The sequence below is a fragment of the Thalassospira sp. genome (assembly GCF_002709775.1).
Lineage (GTDB): Bacteria > Pseudomonadota > Alphaproteobacteria > Rhodospirillales > Thalassospiraceae > Thalassospira.
In genome coordinates this window covers 14,261-30,549 of record NZ_PAQR01000067.1, presented here as the reverse complement: position 1 = coordinate 30,549, position 16,289 = coordinate 14,261, and the positions used below count along the sequence as shown (strand labels likewise).

At 55.3% G+C, this 16,289-nt stretch carries 17 protein-coding genes; 11 read left to right on the top strand and 6 right to left on the bottom strand.

Translation table 11 applies throughout. The annotated features are described in order from the left end of the window. The first annotated feature begins 42 nt into the window (after nt 1-42). The 6 genes from mlaD to CMO10_RS19740 all read left to right on the top strand — a co-directional run bounded on the left by mlaD (nt 43) and on the right by CMO10_RS19740 (nt 3,514). On the top strand, nt 43-495 hold the full coding sequence (gene mlaD / locus CMO10_RS19765; RefSeq protein WP_297025181.1) for an outer membrane lipid asymmetry maintenance protein MlaD: 453 nt from the start codon (nt 43-45) through the stop codon (nt 493-495). A 142-nt stretch (nt 496-637) separates the two neighbouring features. After that, nucleotides 638-889, top strand: a complete 252-nt coding sequence (locus tag CMO10_RS19760; RefSeq protein ID WP_044828644.1) for a hypothetical protein — start codon at nt 638-640, stop codon at nt 887-889. 8 nt (nt 890-897) lie between these two features. After that, entirely contained in the window at nt 898-1,347 is a 450-nt protein-coding gene (locus CMO10_RS19755; RefSeq protein ID WP_297025179.1) for a DUF2155 domain-containing protein, read from the top strand. A gap of 312 nt (nt 1,348-1,659) precedes the next feature. Next, nucleotides 1,660-2,253 (top strand): YceI family protein, encoded by a 594-nt coding sequence (locus CMO10_RS19750; RefSeq protein ID WP_052657592.1) that lies wholly within the window; start codon nt 1,660-1,662, stop codon nt 2,251-2,253. Nucleotides 2,254-2,379: 126 nt separating this feature from the next. Further along, the gene (locus CMO10_RS19745) at nt 2,380-2,934 is read left to right on the top strand and encodes a cytochrome b (protein WP_297025176.1); all 555 of its coding nucleotides are present in this window, start codon (nt 2,380-2,382) and stop codon (nt 2,932-2,934) included. A gap of 1 nt (nt 2,935) precedes the next feature. Continuing rightward, nucleotides 2,936-3,514, top strand: a complete 579-nt coding sequence (locus CMO10_RS19740; RefSeq protein ID WP_297025174.1) for a YceI family protein — start codon at nt 2,936-2,938, stop codon at nt 3,512-3,514. A 99-nt stretch (nt 3,515-3,613) separates the two neighbouring features. Here the strand turns inward: CMO10_RS19740 and CMO10_RS19735 are convergent, their stop codons facing one another. From CMO10_RS19735 to CMO10_RS19725, 3 genes are all read right to left on the bottom strand, one after another. Continuing rightward, on the bottom strand, nt 3,614-5,314 hold the full coding sequence (locus CMO10_RS19735; protein ID WP_297025173.1) for a methyl-accepting chemotaxis protein: 1,701 nt from the start codon (nt 5,312-5,314) through the stop codon (nt 3,614-3,616). A gap of 259 nt (nt 5,315-5,573) precedes the next feature. Beyond that, nucleotides 5,574-7,274 carry a methyl-accepting chemotaxis protein gene (locus CMO10_RS19730; protein WP_297025172.1) on the bottom strand — a complete coding sequence of 567 codons (1,701 nt, stop codon included), beginning with the start codon at nt 7,272-7,274 and terminating at the stop codon, nt 5,574-5,576. Between the two features lie 315 nt (nt 7,275-7,589). Further along, nucleotides 7,590-8,288, bottom strand: coding sequence for an alpha/beta hydrolase (locus tag CMO10_RS19725; protein WP_297025171.1), 699 nt, complete (start codon nt 8,286-8,288; stop codon nt 7,590-7,592). Between the two features lie 538 nt (nt 8,289-8,826). Between CMO10_RS19725 and CMO10_RS19720 the strand changes: the two genes are divergently transcribed. Then, entirely contained in the window at nt 8,827-10,164 is a 1,338-nt protein-coding gene (locus CMO10_RS19720; RefSeq protein WP_297025170.1) for an MATE family efflux transporter, read from the top strand. Nucleotides 10,165-10,279: 115 nt separating this feature from the next. Here CMO10_RS19720 and CMO10_RS19715 read toward each other — a convergent pair whose 3' ends face one another. Beyond that, nucleotides 10,280-10,759 (bottom strand): Lrp/AsnC family transcriptional regulator, encoded by a 480-nt coding sequence (locus CMO10_RS19715; RefSeq protein WP_167725279.1) that lies wholly within the window; start codon nt 10,757-10,759, stop codon nt 10,280-10,282. A 494-nt stretch (nt 10,760-11,253) separates the two neighbouring features. On the opposite strand from CMO10_RS19715, the gene CMO10_RS19710 reads away from it, so the two are divergent. Then, nucleotides 11,254-11,754 (top strand): GNAT family N-acetyltransferase, encoded by a 501-nt coding sequence (locus CMO10_RS19710; RefSeq protein WP_044828654.1) that lies wholly within the window; start codon nt 11,254-11,256, stop codon nt 11,752-11,754. 4 nt (nt 11,755-11,758) lie between these two features. Beyond that, the gene (locus CMO10_RS19705; RefSeq protein ID WP_008891472.1) at nt 11,759-12,205 is read left to right on the top strand and encodes an Rrf2 family transcriptional regulator; all 447 of its coding nucleotides are present in this window, start codon (nt 11,759-11,761) and stop codon (nt 12,203-12,205) included. Nucleotides 12,206-12,287: 82 nt separating this feature from the next. Here CMO10_RS19705 and CMO10_RS19700 read toward each other — a convergent pair whose 3' ends face one another. After that, nucleotides 12,288-14,147, bottom strand: coding sequence for a DEAD/DEAH box helicase (locus tag CMO10_RS19700; RefSeq protein WP_297025163.1), 1,860 nt, complete (start codon nt 14,145-14,147; stop codon nt 12,288-12,290). A gap of 211 nt (nt 14,148-14,358) precedes the next feature. Here CMO10_RS19700 and CMO10_RS19695 point away from each other — a divergent pair, with 211 nt between their 5' ends. Next, nucleotides 14,359-14,919 carry a hydrolase gene (locus CMO10_RS19695; protein WP_297025183.1) on the top strand — a complete coding sequence of 187 codons (561 nt, stop codon included), beginning with the start codon at nt 14,359-14,361 and terminating at the stop codon, nt 14,917-14,919. Continuing rightward, the gene (locus CMO10_RS19690; RefSeq protein ID WP_297025161.1) at nt 14,916-15,677 is read left to right on the top strand and encodes an alpha/beta fold hydrolase; all 762 of its coding nucleotides are present in this window, start codon (nt 14,916-14,918) and stop codon (nt 15,675-15,677) included. The genes CMO10_RS19695 and CMO10_RS19690 overlap by 4 nt, the downstream gene beginning before the upstream one ends. On the opposite strand, the gene CMO10_RS19685 is transcribed toward CMO10_RS19690, so the two are convergent. Continuing rightward, nucleotides 15,674-16,273, bottom strand: a complete 600-nt coding sequence (locus tag CMO10_RS19685; RefSeq protein WP_297025159.1) for a hypothetical protein — start codon at nt 16,271-16,273, stop codon at nt 15,674-15,676. The two genes, CMO10_RS19690 and CMO10_RS19685, sit on opposite strands and share 4 nt — an antisense overlap. Nucleotides 16,274-16,289 lie beyond the last annotated feature (16 nt).

Below are 16,289 nucleotides of genomic sequence, written 5' to 3'. Positions count from 1 at the left end.
CCTGACCCTAAGTCTCAAAGAGATACAGAACGGATAAGGTCGATGAGCAACAGACTGATTGAAACCATTGCCGGTGCTGCCGTGATCGCAGTTGCGGTCGGATTTGCGGCCTATTCCTATTCACGCGCCGGGATCAATACGGTGGAAGGCTATGAAATCATGGCCAGCTTCAACCGGATTGACGGTCTTGTTGTGGGCAATGATGTCCGTGTTTCCGGGGTCAAGGTTGGCACGGTAACGGCACAGGAACTTGATCCCAATACCTATATGGCGGTTGTCAAAATGTCGGTGCAGCCGGATCTGGCGCTGCCGCTTGATAGTTCTGCCAAGATTGCATCCGATGGGTTGCTGGGCGGCAAGTTTGTCGCCCTTGAGCCGGGCGGGGATATCGACATGATCGAAGCCGGTGGCGAGATCGAGTTTACCCAAGGCTCGGTAAACCTTGAGGACCTGATTGGTCAGGTTATTTATTCCTCGACCAGCAGCGATAATTGATTGACGGACTGATCGTGATTGACCGTCATTTTTGACGGCCATGATTTTGCCGGGTTTGCGCACCAAGGTGCGACGCAGATACGAAGCATGGGCAGGGTAAGCTTATCGAATACCCGTCTTGCACAGAATGTCGGAGCGGTTGATGAAAAAGACCGAAAATGTTGATCACTTCCCCACCTGGCAGGCCAGCGATGGCTCGCCGCTTTCATGCGTGGAAAAGATCAAGGTTCTCAATGACAATTTCGGCGAACTGCGCGAGATCATGCAGGATGCGCTTGAAGATGCGCTTCTGATGGGCTGTGACGAAGAACAATTCCGAAATGTGATGCGTGATCTGGTGGCCGAACTGCACAATCCGTATCATACCGACGATAAAAGCGACAAACAGGACTGAAGACCACAATGAAACGATCCTTTGCGATTGCCGCGATTTGTTCGACATGTGCAATGATCGGAACAGCGTCTTCGGCGCTTGATTATCGCCCGGCCCCGATTGCCCAGCTGCAGGGGCTTGATAAAATCACCGCCCGTATTTCGACCTTTGAAGTGCCAGTTGGCCAGGTCACGCGTTTTGGCACACTCGAAATTCGGGTTGATGCCTGCTACCGAACCCCGCCGGAAGAGCGCCCGGAAAGTGCGACCTTCCTTGATATTGCCGACATTCGTGATGATGGCAATGCCACACGCGCCCCGCTGTTTTCAGGCTGGATGTTTGCATCAAGCCCGGGTTTGTCAGCGCTTGAACATCCGGTCTATGATGTTTGGCTTAAGGAATGTCTTGATCCGGCCAATGCCGAGGGCGAAGGCGGCGAATCCGCACCGCAAGGCCAGGCCGCACCGGAACAGCCATAAGGTCGGCCCAACGCGGACCCGCCCCGGATTGGAAACAAGCTGATCGCAATTGCGGTCAGCTTTTTTGTTGGGTGGATCGTGCCAGATACCAACAAATGGCGGAAAACCCTTATCCACACGGTCAGTGGGAGCAGGGTGATTGGGCCCAAATTGTCAAGAATATGGCAGATGTTTTTGTGATTGTTTCCATATGCGAAAATATATGTTGCGGTTTCGCTGGCTTGAGGGGAAGCAGTGTGCCTGTCATCCTCGGTTCACGATTTATTGCGGTGCAGCGTTTGCTTGCACCTTGTGAACATGAGGGAAATTAAAATGTTTAAGTCGATTAAAAAGGCCGGCGTTGCGCTGGCGGTTGCTGCTGGTCTTTCGGGTGCGGCTTTCTCCGCGCAGGCAGCAGACACCTATACGCTTGATCCGTCACACACCAGTGTCATCTTCATCGTCAACCACTTGGGTTTCTCGAACTTCCAGGGTCGTTTTGGCGGCACCACCGGTGAGCTGACCCTTGACCGTGAAAACCCGGCTGCGTCCTCGGCGACCATCACCATTGATCTTAACCAGATCGATACCGGTGTTGAAGCGCTTGATAACCACATGAAGACCGCTGATTTCTTCAATGTTGAAAGCTTCCCGACCGCGACCTTTACCAGCACCTCGGTTGAGCTGGTTGGTGACAATGCCGCAACCGTTACCGGTAACCTGAGCTTCCTTGGCGAAACCAAGCCGCTGGTTCTTGACGTTACCCTGACCGGTGAAGGTCAGCACCCGATGACTGGTGACGAAGTTGTCGGCTTCTCGGCGACCGGTACCGTGACCCGTTCTGAATACGGCATGAACTACCTTGTTGGTGGCGTTGGCGACGACGTTGCTCTGCAGATCTCTTCCGAGTTCGCAAAGCAGAAATAATCGGCCTGTTGTCGATTTCTGGTGTGCGCTGTGGCCGGTGTGTTGCAGCGCACATCATATTTCAGGCCCGATGAAGATTGGGCAGGACCCGGCGTAAATCCGGGCTGGCAGTGAGGGAAGCCGGTTATGACACTTCGGAGTACGAAACAGGCCTTTGGCGCGGTGACCAAGACCATCCACTGGGTGATGGCGCTTTTGGTGATCAGCGTGTTTTCCATCGGCTGGTATATGGATTTCCTGCCGCTGGGTATGGAGAAGCTTGAATGGATTTCGCGCCACAAGTCGCTTGGTGTGACGGTGCTCGCACTTGTGATCCTGCGCGTGATCTGGCGCCACAGCGAACAAACCCCCAAAGAACTGAGTGACTTGCAGATTGAACGTCTGGCGGCAAAGGCCGGGCATCTGGGTTTGTATTTGCTGATGTTTGCCATGCCGTTGACGGGCTGGACCATGTCATCGGCTGCGAACTATCCGGTCAGTGTCTTTGGCCTGTTTACCCTGCCAAACCTTGTGTCACCCAATCAGGAATTGTTTGAAACATTGCGCACAGCGCACTGGTTGCTGTCCTGGGCGATTGCCGGTTTGGTCGGTGTTCATATTTTGGCCGCACTCAAACATCATTTCTGGGATCGCGACGCAACGCTGCGCCGCATGTTGCCCGGCAAAATCGAGGAAAACTGATATGTCTCAGATGAAACGCAAAATGCTGCCCGCACTGGCACTCGCCACCACACTTGCCGGTTTCTCAGGCGCTGTACATGCGGCCGACCCATGGGTGGTTGAGGCCAATGACAGCGAAATCGAATTCAAGGGCACGCAGCTTGGTGCCGAGTTCGAAGGCGAATTCAAATCCTTTACGGCCGAGATCGTGTTTTCCCCCGATGATCTTGCCGGTTCGTCGGTCGAGGTGCTGATTGATATTGCGTCGGTCGATACAGAGAATGGCGACCGCGACAGCCAGATCGTTTCACCTGACTGGTTTGACGCGGCACAATGGCCGACCGCAAAGTTCGCCACCAAGTCGTTCAGCGAAATCGCACCGGGCAAATATGAAGCGGTTGCCGATCTGACGATCCGTGACGTGACCCGCGAAGTGACCCTGCCGTTCGACCTTGAGATCAAAGGCAACGAAGCGGAAGCCAAGGGCACGGTCACCATCAACCGCACCGACTTTGGCGTCGGGCAGGGCCAGTGGGCCGATACGTCCCAGGTTGGCGATCCGGTGACCATCGAAATCGAGATCGAAGCCAAGCGCCCGTAACCTGCGCTGCGCCAACGCGTTAAAAGAAAAGCCGCCCCGGAGATGATCCGGGGCGGCTTTGTTTGCGCGTGTCGTATTGGTTGTTGTTTTGATGTGCGCTTATTTGGTTGCGCTTTTGCGCAAATTGTCGAGGAAGGCCTCGACCGCGTTATCTAGCGCAACGGCCTCAGAGACCAGTTTTTCGGCAGTGCTGGCAAGCTGGTTGGTGCCCGAAGACACTTTGCCAGCATTGTCATTGACCGTCTCGATGCGTTCGGAAACTTCGCGCGTGCCGTCAGCTGCCTGTTGCACACTGCGCGAGATTTCACCGATGGCGGCGTGCTGTTCCTCGACCGCAGCCGCAATCGCGGTTGAGCTGTCGGCGACCTGGGCGATTGTTTCCGAAATCCGGCGGATGGCATCGACGGCCTCGCTGGTTTCGTTCTGAACGGCCTGAATCTGCTGGTTAATCTCCTCGGTCGCCTTGGCGGTCTGGTTGGCGAGGTTTTTTACCTCGCTCGCCACCACGGCGAAGCCTTTGCCAGCATCACCAGCACGGGCGGCCTCGATGGTGGCGTTAAGGGCCAGCAGGTTGGTCTGTTCGGCGATGTCACCGATCAGGCTTGCGACATCGCCGATGCGCTGGGCTGCCTCGGACAAGCCCGTCACGGTTTCATTGGTCCGGGTGGCTTCGTCATTGGCGCGGTTTGCGATGTTGGCCGAGTTTGCGATCTGCTGGGCGATTTCATCAGAAGAGGCAGAGAGTTCCTCGGTCGCAGCAGAAACGGTCTGAACGTTGCCCGATGTCTGTGTGGTGGCCGAGGCCACAGCTGCCGACAGTTCGCTGTTCATGTTGGTGGCGTCACGCATTTCGTCGGTCGCGGACTGCATGTCCTTGATCGATTTCGAGATCGAGCTGATCAGTCCCTTGACCTTGGCATCAAGAGAATCAGCCATTTCCATCAGGGCCTTGCGCTGATTTTCCTCGGCCTGATGTTCCATTTCACGCTGGTTTTCCTGAAGCTTGATGTTCTCGATTGCCTGTTCGCGGAAGGACACCACGGTGCGTGCCATGTCACCGACTTCATCCTTGCGGCCCTGACCTTCGATATCGCCTTCGAGGTCGCCGGTGGCAATGACCCGCATGCGGGCAGACAGGGTTTTAAGGCCGCCGGTGATGTCGCGGCCAATCGCAAGACCAGCAAGGGTCATGATCAGTAGGATGACAATGCCGATGATGATAACAAAGGTCGCCTGTTCGCGGAACGCGGCATCAACATCATCAATGTAAATGCCGGTGCCGATGATAGTGCCCCAGGGCAGGGGTTCGGCAAAGGACAGCTTTTCGAAGGTCAGCTTTTCATCCTGACCGGGCTTCGGCCAGTGATAGGACGAAAAACCGCCACCGGGATTTTTGCCCACGGCAATCAGGTCGCGAATGAAATAGTTACCTTGGGAATCCTGCGCGTCATTCAGGCTTTTTCCGACAAGGGCCGGGTTGGCACCATGCATTTCGGTCACGCCGTTGGAGGCAAAGACGAAGAAATAGCCGATCTTGCCGTCGTACTTGCCGGCACCAGCAACCTCGTAGAACTGGCTGATGGCGTCTTCCTGGCTGAGCAGGCCGGCATCAACCTTGTCCTGATAGGATTGGGCGATTGAGGTGATGTAGTTGGTGGTGGAACGGATCTTGTCCTTGCGATCTTCGAGCAGGGATTCGCGCAGTGTCGAGAGCTGCAGGCCCCCGATGACGATCACGCCCAATAAGGCGATGACGGACAAGGCGATAATTTTGTAGCCAATCTTGAGATTGCCGAGCATGGGGTTCCTCCGCCGGACGCGGTCAGTTTTGTTAAAATATACGAATATGATGGTATAGTTTTGCGTGGGACGCAAGCCTACTTAGCCTAAAGTGTAGGTGTGCGGTGCGTCGAACCTTGAGATTGCGCCGGAATTTGCGGAGGGTAAGGCTTTACGTATTGTTGCGGTTGGCTTTTCCGCCCGGGGGGTGACGTGAGAATCAAAAAAGGCTGGAGCATTTCAGCCCCAGCCTTTTGGATGGTTTGACTAACGGTATAGCCTAGTCGGTAGCACGTTTGCGTAGATCAGCCAGGAAGCTTTCAACCGCTTCATCAAGCGACTGTGCTTCTTCGACAAGCTTCTCGGCCGACTGGGCCAGCTGGCTGGTGCCCGAGGACACGCGACCGGCGTTTTCATTCACCGTTTCGATCCGTTGGGACACTTCGCTGGTGCCGTCGGCTGCCTGTTGAACGTTACGCGAGATTTCACCGATAGCGGCGTGCTGTTCTTCAACAGCAGCAGCGATTGCGGTCGAGCTGTCAGCAACCTGTGCGATGGTTTCGGAAATCAGACGGATCGCCTCAACCGCTTCGCCGGTTTCATTCTGAACAGACAGGATCTGCTGGTTGATTTCCTCGGTCGCCTTTGCGGTCTGGTTGGCAAGGTTTTTGACCTCACTCGCGACCACGGCAAAGCCTTTGCCCGCATCGCCAGCACGGGCCGCCTCGATGGTGGCGTTAAGGGCCAGCAGGTTGGTCTGTTCGGCAATGTCGCCGATCAGCTTGGCGACGTCGCCAATCTTTTGCGCCGCATCCGCAAGACCGGTGACGGTCTGGTTGGTGCGGGTGGCCTGTTCGTTGGCCTGATTGGCGATCTCGGCCGACTGGGAAATCTGATGGGCGATTTCGTCACTCGATGCTGTCAGTTCCTCGGTTGCGGCAGACACGGTCTGGACGTTGGTCGAGGTCTGGGTGGTGGCAGAGGCCACAGCAGCAGACAGCGAGCTGTTGGTGTTGCTGGCTTCTTCCATCGAGGAAGTGGCTGTTTTCATCTCGGTGATGGAGCCGGTGATCGCGCGGATCAGACCTTTGACGCGGCCTTCAAGGCTGTCAGCCATGTCGGTGATGTCCTGACGGCGTTGCTTGTCAGCCTGGGCTTCGAGTTGCTTCTGACGGTTCTGGAGTTCCTGGTTTTCCAGCGCCTGTTGACGGAAGGCAACAACGGTGCGGGCCATATCGCCGACTTCGTCGCCGCGGTCCTGACCTTCGATCTCGCCTTCAAGCTTGCCACCGGCAATTTCGGTCATGCGGGCGGAAAGAATGCCAAGGCCAACCGTGATGTTGCGGCCAATCGCAAAGGAAACAGCAAGCATGAGGGCAACAACGATGGCAATCACGACAAGAACGAAAATCGCCTGTTCCCAGAAGGCGGCATCGACATCATCAATGTAAATGCCGGTCCCGATCACGTCACCCCAAGGCAGGGTTGCGGCAAAGGACTGCTTTTCAAACAGGTCTTCTTCCGGGTGGCCGGGTTTGGGCCACAAATAGGTGAAGTAACCACCTGCCGGGGCCTTTGCGACTTCAAGCATGTTCTGAATGATATAGGAGCCACTCGGGTCCTGAAGCTGGCTTAGGTCCTTGCCGACAAGGGCAGCGTTCGCCGCGTGCATCGTGTTGATGCCTTTATTGGTGTAGGCAAAGAAATAGCCTGTACCGTCGTCAAACTTTGACGCTGCAGCAACCCGGTAAAATTCGGTGATGGCTTCTTGCTGATCAAGATCGCCACTATCGACAAGATCCTGATAGGACTGTGCCGCTGTGACGAGCATGGTGGTTGTGGCTTTGACCTTGTCCTTGCGGTCTTCAAGCAAGGCTTCCCGCAGCGCGAAAAGTTCAAGCGCCGAGATGACAAGCAGCGCAACCAGTGACAGCAAGGTGAGGCTTGCGACTTTCTTGCTGATCTTGATGTTTTGTAACATTTGATCTGTACCCGTTATGTTGCCGTTTTAGCAGCGATGTCAGGGGGATGGCTCCCACACCGAAACCCTGAGCTTCGAATATTCTAAATCAATTTCCTGCTAAAAAGTATAGTTATGTTTAATCTTTAAGTGAGTTTTACTAATCATAAGTTGCAGTTGTGCGATGCGGTATAGGTTGTGTTGTCGTCCATTTCTGATGGTGCGAGAAAACCGGGCGGTGTCCTTACGCCATGAAGACAAAAAAAAGCACCTGACATAATTGTCAGGTGCTTGTGATCAGATGGTCGGTGATGTTTGAGGACGTTGCCGTCCGCGTCAGCCGAGATGCTTTGAAAGGAATGCCAGGGCGATGCCAAGGCCTTCTTCGTCGATGCCGTGTTGCAGGCCAGGACGTTCATGCAGGCTGACATCAATACCGTTGGCCGCGAGCGTTTCCTTGGCAAGGCGGGATGCCTCGATCGGGACGACCGGATCAGCCGTGCCATGGACCAGTACCATCGGCGGGCGCGATTTGATTTCTGCGCCAAAGCTTTGTTCACCCAGCAATGCGCCAGAGAAGCCGACAACACCGGCAATCGGAGCGTCACGGCGCGGTGCCGTCTGCAGCGACATCATTGTTCCTTGCGAGAAGCCGACAAGTGCGACTTTGTCAGCACCGACACCATGGGTTTCCATGACGTGGTCGATGAAGTCATCAACATAGGCGGCACTTTTTCGCGCACCTTCGGCCATGGCAGCAAGCGCAGCGGACATGGTTTCCGGGGCGCGGCGCAGGAATTCCGGATCATATTCGGCGAGGCTGAACCACTGACGCCCGAACGGTGACATTTCGCACGGGAAAGGCGCGTTGGGCGAGTAAAATGCCGTGTCGGGCAGGGCGCGTGCCAGATGCGGCGCCAGACCGATCAGGTCGTTTCCATCCGCGCCATAGCCATGCAGCAAAATGACAACGCTTTTGGTGGTGCCCGATGCCGCCGGAACGTTCGGACCAGATAACAATGTGTCGGTGCTCATACGTGCTTTCCTGATTTTCCCTTTGCACTTGCTTAGCAATGCAGGCCCCCGACCACCAGCATTTTTTGTGCTGAATCCCAAGGTTCCGCTACGGGACGTTTGGCGGAAACCCACAAGCTGCCATGGCCTGTGGATAACTTTGTGGATGGAAAACCGGTTTTTGCGAAAATCGCGACCTGAAACGTGCCTGTTGGCAATTTCGGTCTTGGTTTTCTATGCCTTGGTATAAATTCTGCGGGTTTTCTAATTTAAAGGATCAGGATATTCTGGAGTTAAAATTCGTTCATAAAAACAAATACTTAATTGATTTCCTTTAATTCGCCTGTTTGGAAAACTTCGGAAGTGTCCGCGAAAGGTGATGCGCATTTAGGTGTGAATTCGCGCGGAAGCTGCATGAGGTGGGACAAAAAGTTAACGATGTGGATTTTTTGGACAGCCGGTCAGTAAAACGCGTCTTTTGCCGTCCGGCATTCTGTGCCACAAGATTTCTTCCGGTTCGCCGGATGCCCCACAGCATAATCCATAACCCGAGGTCCATATGAACCGCACGCGCCGCTGGTTCGGCAAGGGTGATCGACGCGTTCTGGCGTTGACCCTGCCGATTATTTTGTCCAACGCGACAGTTCCGTTGCTTGGCGCGGTGGATACGGCTGTGGTCGGGCATCTTGATAGCCCGCATTATATCGGGGCGGTCGCGGTTGGCGCGCTGATCTTTTCCTATGTGTTCTGGAGCTTTGGCTTCTTGCGCATGGCGACCACCGGCCTTGCCGCCCAGGCCTATGGCAGGCGCGATGCCAATGGCGTGCGCGCCGTCTTTGCGCGTGCAGCGTTGATTGCGGTTGTCGCGGGGCTTGCGGTGATGGTGTTGCAATGGCCGATCATCGAGTTGGCCATGACCCTGATTGCGCCAACGCCCGCGGTCGAGGCTGCGGCACGCGATTACTTCCATGTGCGGATCTGGGCGTCACCGGCGACATTGATGCAATATTGCATGCTGGGCTGGTTGCTTGCCATGCGTGATAGCCGGGCGGTGTTTATCTTTCAGGTGGTTCTGAATTCACTGAACATCATTCTCGATATCCTGTTTGTGCAAGGGTTCGGCTGGGAAGTGCGCGGGGTGGCCGGGGCCACGGTAATTGCCGATTATTCCGGTGTGGTGCTGGGCTGGTTCCTGATGCGGCCGCATCTGAAACGGCTTGGCGGGTCATGGCGCGGGATCGGCCTTTTGGATCGTGCCCAGCTGGCCAGACTGATGAAAATCAATGGTGATATCTTTATCCGGACCATGGCGCTGACATCGGCCTTTGCGCTGTTTACCAGTTTCTCGGCCCGGTTTGGCGAGGTGACCCTTGCAGCAAATGCAGTTTTGCAAAACTTCCTGATGTTCGGATCATTTGCGCTTGATGGGTTTGCCCATGCGGCCGAAACGCTTGTCGGGCAGGCCTATGGTGCCGAAAAGCGCAAGCAGTTCCTATGGGCAGTGCGCAAGACGACAGTGTGGGGAATTGTTTCAGCGGTGGTTATGGCAGCACTGTTTGCACTTGCCGGGCCGTGGGTCATTGATGCGCTGACCAGCATTCCAGAAGTCCGTACGGCATCCTATGAATACATGATGTGGGCGGTGGTGCTGCCGGTGACCGGGGTTCTGGGCTTCCAGTTTGACGGGGTGTTTCTGGGCGCGATGCAGACCAAGCATTGGCGCAACATGATGCTGCTGTCGGTCGCGATATATGCCGGATTTGCCTGGGGTGCGGTTGTGATGGACAGCAACCATCTGCTATGGGCCGCGTTTAACGGGTTCTTTCTGCTGCGCGGGCTGACACTGGCCGTACTGTTCCCAACGATCATTCCAGCACAGCGTCACGCTGTGGCGTAGAGCGCTTTTCAGGTTTGGGAACGTACTGATCGAGGTCCCCGCCTTCGCGGGGATGACGGTGTCAGACGACTTCGTCCGTGCTGTCATGCCCGCGAAGGCGGGCATCCGACGGGTGTTAGTCGGCGTCAGCGACCGGCAGGGTGGTGCTGTTTTTGACTTCGTGCAGGGTGAAGCTTGATTTCATGTTGGCGACACCGGGCAGCTTCATCATGACTTCGGACAGGAAGCGCTGATAGGCGGCCGGATCGGGCACGACGATGCGCATCATGTAATCCTGATTACCGACCATGGCATAGCAATCAACAATTTCCGGATGCTCCTGCACAGCACTTTCAAAGCGGCGCAGTGACGGTTCGTCATGCTGGGTCAATGATACGGTGACGAAGACATTGACGCCAAGATGCAGATGGGCCGGATCAAGCAGGGCGACATATTTGCGGATGACGCCGCTTTCTTCGAGCTTGCGCAGACGGCGCAGGCAGGGAGAAACGGACAGGCCGACCTTGTCTGCCAATTCGACCATGGAGATACGGCCATCTTCCTGAATTTCACGAAGAATTTTACGATCAATTGCGTCGAAACCGTTGCGCGCCATGGCGTGCCACACTCCTTTGGTCGATAAGAAATCGGGCCGAAATCCGCCCTTAGGAACTGTCATCCCGGTGGGGTGGATTTTGCCAAATTCCCGACCGAGCGTACATAATTCCTGCTGCGCGATAAGCCATGACTTCGCGTTTCTGTCAATCTTTGCATCACGTGGCAGGGTATTTTTTACCAGCTCATCCTGTATATGGTCGGGGTGCGGTGCAACAGATTTTGTGTATCAAAAGTTTGCCAAGGATATGTAGGAGACTTGCATGAATCGGGGAATGCAAGTATGTCCTTCAATTCCTTGGAATGCTTGTGTTTCGGGCTGTAACGCTCGCACCTGCAGCGGAACTTATCATTGCCGTGTGCCATCCGGGCAGTGTAGTATAATCGTACCAATTTACTTATTTCGATTGTGGTTATTCTCCTGTCGGGAGCCGGGGGAGGCTGACATTGTCTGATACGATCTGACATTGGCAGCCGATATACTGAAAGGCACGTATGGTGGACGCTGCGCAAAACACGCCGGGATATAACCTGGTTACCATTGGCGAGCATAAAATCAATATCCGTCCGGCGGTCGAGGCAGACCTTGCCAATGTTGTCGATCTTGATGACCGGACCACGGGACTGCGCAAGCCGGATTACTGGGACGATCTTTTTACCCGTTATGGCAACCGCAAGGATTCCCGTTTCTTCCTGATTGCAGAGGAAAACGGCACTCTTCTGGGCTGTATCTTTGGTGAAGTCCGTTCATGGGAATTCAATTCCGTCCCGTGTGGCTGGGTCGGCACGGTCAGTGTCGAGCCGGACCTTCGCATGGGGGGGATCGGTACGATCCTTTATAACGAAATCTGCCGCTGTTTCCGTAATGCCGGTGTGACCAAGATCCGCACCATGATCCCGCGCGACGCGACCGACCTGATGTCGTTCTTCCGCGCACAGGGGATGATGGCCGGGCCGTTCATCCAGCTGGAAACAGATATGGAAGAGGGGGAATAAGCCGATGATGTCCTTGCAAAAGGCAACGCTGTTTGCCCTCTATGCCGTGCTGGAACTGGCCGAAGATACCGACCGTCAGCTTTCGGCATCGGAAATTGCCGAGCGGTACAATATTTCGACCAACCATCTGGCAAAGGTTCTGCGCGATCTGGGCCGGGCGGGGCTGGTTGAATCGGTCCGTGGGGCTGGTGGTGGCTATCGTTTCTGTGGCAATGCCAAGCGCACCACCCTTCTGGATGTGGTGCAGCTGTTTGAGGAGGTCGGTACAAGCCCGTCCAACAGCATCGTGCAGAATACCAATGCTGGTGCGGCCCTGAGCATGGTGATGGATGAGATCGAAGAGATCACCCATGCGACGTTGCTGTCGATCACGATCGAGACGATGTTGAAATTGATGCGCAAGCGTCGCCCGGAAAAACCTACATCCACCGGATTGTTCCGCGCGGTTTAACGCATATCGCCAGACCAAAGCACAGATACACAAAAGGCCGTCAGATCACCCTGACGGCCTTTTTGATTGGGTCGCTAAAAGCTTAGCTTTCGCTTTCGGCCGGGGCCGGAGCGGCTTCGTTGCTTTCCGGGGCGCTTTCCGCGGTTTCAGCTGCCTCTGCCTTCGGGGCAGCCTTTTTGCGCGGACGGCGCGGAGCGCGTTTTTTGACTTCCTTGGCCGGTGCGGCCTCGGACGTTGCTTCGCTTGCGGTTTCTACCGGTGCCTCGGTGGCTTCAGCAGCAACTGGTGCTGCATCTTCGGCCGGGGCTTCGTCGGCTTTCTTTCTGGGCGAGCGGCGCGGCTTTTTGGCAGCGGTCGATTTCCACTTTTCAGCCGGCTTGCGCTTTGATGCGGTGGCCTTTTTCGGTGCTTCTTCTTCTGCCTCGGGCTTTTTGCCAAGGCTTGAAGCCGGGACTTCGGTCAGAAGGAAGCTTGGCACGTGATCGCCAAAGCCGATCACCGGTTTATCGTCACGGTCATCACGGTCGCGGCGGTTGTTCCGGTTGTTTCGATCATTCCGGTTGTTGCCACGATCGTTATTGCGATCGTTGTTGTTACGGTCATTGTTGCGTGCGTCACGGGCAGGGGCCTTGGAGGTGCTATCAGCTGCTTCTTTCTGCGGCTGTGCTTCGGCCTGTGCCGGCTTGCTGGTTTCCGCGGTGTCCTTTTTATCCGACTTGTTGTCGGATCTGGCCGGACGCGCAGATTTGTCATCGCGGCTGTTGGGTTTGCGGCTTTTCTTGTTGCGACGCTTCTTACCGGTGAAGTCGAGTTCCAGCGTTTCAATGCCGTCAATCTCGGTCAGCGGGATGTCCATATTGATCGTTTTATTGATCGCAGCGACGAGTTTGCCATCTTCGGGCACAGCAAGGGTAAAGGCCTTGCCATCGCGGCCCGCACGGCCGGTACGACCGGTACGGTGGACGTAATCCTCGGCGTTGAACGGAACATCGAAGTTAAAGACGTGCGATACGTCAGAAACATCAATACCGCGTGCGGCAACGTCCGAGCAAACCAGAAGTGTGATATCGCCCGATTTGAACTTTGCCAGCGTTTCGGTACGTTCGCTTTGTGCCAGATCGCCATGCATGCGGCCGGCATTGAAGCCGTGCTTGGTCAGCGACTTATAGAGAATGTCGACGTCTTTTTTGCGGTTACAGAACACAAAGGCGTTTTTGACATTTTCGGATCGGATCAACTGACGCAGGGCATCGCGCTTGTCGAAGTCGTCCATGACAAGGAGTTTGTGTTCAACGGTGGTCGCCATCGTGGAGGGCGGGGATACCGTGATTTCCTTGGGATTGGACAGGAACTTGTCGGCAAGGCGTTTGATTTCCTTGGGCATTGTCGCCGAGAAGAAAAGCGTCTGGCGCTGCGTTGGCAGCATCTTGACGATCTTTTCGATGTCGGGAATGAAGCCCATGTCGAGCATGCGGTCGGCTTCGTCAATGACGAGCAGCTTGCAATCCGAAAGCAGAAGCTTGCCGCGCTCGAACGTGTCGATCAGGCGGCCCGGGGTTGCGATGATGACATCGGCACCCTTTTCAAGAACCTTGCTTTGCTCGGCTGCAGATTCGCCACCAATGATCAGTGCCTTGGACAGCGAGATATATTTGCCATAGGTGTCAAAGTTCGCAGCGACCTGGGTGGCCAGTTCGCGGGTCGGTTCCAGAATGATGGAACGCGGCATCCGCATGCGGGCGCGACCATGATGGAGGATATCAAGCATCGGCAGGGTGAAGCTGGCCGTTTTGCCCGTGCCCGTTTGCGCACAGCCCAGAATGTCGCGTGCCATCAGCACCGACGGAATAGCTTGGGCCTGGATCGGGGTGGGGGTGTCGTAGCCGGCATCAGAGACGGCTTTGAGGATATCTTCGCTCAGACCGAGATCGGCGAAATTCATATGGTTCGTTTTCCCGCAATGAAATGCGTTAAGGTTAAGCGGATCGCTAAAAATCTGATTGCGTCGTAAAGCCAAGCCTTAATTAAGTCAAGAAAAACGCCGCGTAAATGGCTTTGAAAACCCATTCTGAGGTGTTTGAGAGGCTTGTTTGCAACAATTTGGCAGCGTAACTTATCTTTACGAACAATATTCGGGGAGAAAACCGGTGCTGATGGATGCAACGCGTTCAAGTTTGCTGATAATCGACGTTCAGGAGAAACTCTATCCGGCCTGCCAGGACCCGGAACAGATCATTGCCAATTGCTGCTTTCTGGTGAAATGCGCCAATCGTCTTGAGGTGCCGGTGATCGTCACCGAACAGTATCCCAAGGGGTTGGGCCATACAGCCAAGCCGATTGTCGATCTGCTTGAAAAGCCGGGCGATACATCCGAGGGCGGCAACGTTGTTTCCAAGGTGGCGTTTTCGGCCATTCCGGCTGACGGCTTTATCGAGAAGATGGAAGAAAGCCCAGGGCGTGATCAGGTCGTGGTTATTGGCATGGAAACCCATGTTTGCGTGTTGCAGACCGTGATGGATCTGATCGAACGGGGCCGTGAGGTTTATGTTGTGGCTGATGCGGTGACCTCGCGCAGCCAGCAGGACAAGATTTTTGGCTTGGAGCGCATGCGCGATGCCGGGGCGAAGATCGTGACCCGTGAAAGCGTGATGTTTGAATGGCTTCGGGTTGCCGGCACGCCGGAGTTCAAGGAATTGAGTGCGCTGATTAAATGAGTTCGACCTCAGAACAAGTGACCGGGCAAGCCGATGATGATGGCGTGCCCGTTGTGTTTTTATCGGGCATGTTGGCCGATCAACGCATGTGGCATCCGGCATTGGCAGCTTACGCGGACTTTCCTGATGTTGCAAAGCCAGCGATCACGCCCGTGTTTTGCGAATTGTTTGATCAGGATACGGTGGTCGATATGGCGCGTGCGGTTCTGGAAGTTGCACCGGATCGCTTTGCGCTGGTGGGGATGTCGATGGGGGGCTACGCCGCCTTTGAAATCCTGCGGCAGGCCAGATCCCGGATCAGTCATCTGATGCTGGTAAATACTAGGGCGACAGCAGACAGCGATGACGTGCGCCGGCGACGTTTGTTGCTGTCGCGCATCGTCACCGCCAAGGATCCGTTTGTCGCGGTCAATGACGGGATGCTTGATGAAATGCTGCATCCCGATAACCGTGATGATGTGGCGTTGGTGTCACTGATCACTAAGATGGGTGATCAGTGCGGAGTAGGCGTTTTCGAACGCCAGAACCATGCCGTTGCCATGCGCCCGGACAGTGTGGCGGACGTGGGCAAGGTGAATGTGCCGTGCAGCGTGATCGTTGGCACGCATGACCGCATCATCAGCCCGGAAAGCCACCGGGAAATGGCAGATGCCATCCCCGGTGCGACCTATCAGGAAATTCCCGGTGCCGGTCATTATGCGCCGCTCGAGCAGCCGCACGTCTTTGCCCAATCATTGGCGGAGCTTCTCAGGCGTTAGCAGTTAGGTAAGAACGAACTGCAATTGCGATCATCTTTGTTATTTGTGCGACGCGGGAATAATTCGAAATTTACGGTGTCGGCGTTACTTTCGAGCTGTTCCGCGAACTGATCTCTGTTAAAGCGCCCACGGGTTTCCGAGATGATCTTATCGCCGACACAGAAGCCAAACCGGACCACTATGCGTTCACTGCTGTCATCCGTGCCAGCCGATTTCGGATCAGTGCACAGCTTGCCGCCCATGGTTGATTGTTCCGGGTTGACGACGGCGACCATGCGGTTCTCTGGTTTGATGGTTTCTCCGTCTTGGATATCATTTGGATCTGTTACGAAACGCAGGCGTGGCGCGTAGCCATGGTTGGACATGGCTGAGCTCCAGAAATCATTGGAGAAGGTGTTATCTGCATCAATGACTTCAAGCATCATCACACGGCTTGGAGCGCCAGCTGTTTTGAAACTGTCAACTTCTGCAACTTTGTAATTGGCACGCTCGAATGTTGCGATGTTGCACCCGGCAAGCAGAAACAGGCCACTTGCTGCAGCAGTGATCGATAGCGGGCGTTTGAGGGCGGAGCAGTGTGGTGTGCGCGAGTTCATAACAACAATCCAATCC

What these genes read in the sequence shown, in the direction of transcription:
- CMO10_RS19760 (WP_044828644.1), top strand. Translation starts at nt 638, where the DNA reads ATGAAAAAGACCGAAAATGTTGATCACTTCCCCACCTGGCAGGCCAGC.
- CMO10_RS19725 (WP_297025171.1), bottom strand. Translation starts at nt 8,288, where the DNA reads ATGAGCACCGACACATTGTTATCTGGTCCGAACGTTCCGGCGGCATCG.
- CMO10_RS19700 (WP_297025163.1), bottom strand. Translation starts at nt 14,147, where the DNA reads ATGAATTTCGCCGATCTCGGTCTGAGCGAAGATATCCTCAAAGCCGTC.
- CMO10_RS19710 (WP_044828654.1), top strand. Translation starts at nt 11,254, where the DNA reads ATGGTGGACGCTGCGCAAAACACGCCGGGATATAACCTGGTTACCATT.
- CMO10_RS19715 (WP_167725279.1), bottom strand. Translation starts at nt 10,759, where the DNA reads ATGGCGCGCAACGGTTTCGACGCAATTGATCGTAAAATTCTTCGTGAA.
- CMO10_RS19740 (WP_297025174.1), top strand. Translation starts at nt 2,936, where the DNA reads ATGTCTCAGATGAAACGCAAAATGCTGCCCGCACTGGCACTCGCCACC.
- CMO10_RS19685 (WP_297025159.1), bottom strand. Translation starts at nt 16,273, where the DNA reads ATGAACTCGCGCACACCACACTGCTCCGCCCTCAAACGCCCGCTATCG.
- CMO10_RS19705 (WP_008891472.1), top strand. Translation starts at nt 11,759, where the DNA reads ATGATGTCCTTGCAAAAGGCAACGCTGTTTGCCCTCTATGCCGTGCTG.
- CMO10_RS19730 (WP_297025172.1), bottom strand. Translation starts at nt 7,274, where the DNA reads ATGTTACAAAACATCAAGATCAGCAAGAAAGTCGCAAGCCTCACCTTG.
- CMO10_RS19755 (WP_297025179.1), top strand. Translation starts at nt 898, where the DNA reads ATGAAACGATCCTTTGCGATTGCCGCGATTTGTTCGACATGTGCAATG.
- CMO10_RS19720 (WP_297025170.1), top strand. Translation starts at nt 8,827, where the DNA reads ATGAACCGCACGCGCCGCTGGTTCGGCAAGGGTGATCGACGCGTTCTG.
- mlaD (WP_297025181.1), top strand. Translation starts at nt 43, where the DNA reads ATGAGCAACAGACTGATTGAAACCATTGCCGGTGCTGCCGTGATCGCA.
- CMO10_RS19695 (WP_297025183.1), top strand. Translation starts at nt 14,359, where the DNA reads ATGGATGCAACGCGTTCAAGTTTGCTGATAATCGACGTTCAGGAGAAA.
- CMO10_RS19735 (WP_297025173.1), bottom strand. Translation starts at nt 5,314, where the DNA reads ATGCTCGGCAATCTCAAGATTGGCTACAAAATTATCGCCTTGTCCGTC.
- CMO10_RS19690 (WP_297025161.1), top strand. Translation starts at nt 14,916, where the DNA reads ATGAGTTCGACCTCAGAACAAGTGACCGGGCAAGCCGATGATGATGGC.
- CMO10_RS19750 (WP_052657592.1), top strand. Translation starts at nt 1,660, where the DNA reads ATGTTTAAGTCGATTAAAAAGGCCGGCGTTGCGCTGGCGGTTGCTGCT.
- CMO10_RS19745 (WP_297025176.1), top strand. Translation starts at nt 2,380, where the DNA reads ATGACACTTCGGAGTACGAAACAGGCCTTTGGCGCGGTGACCAAGACC.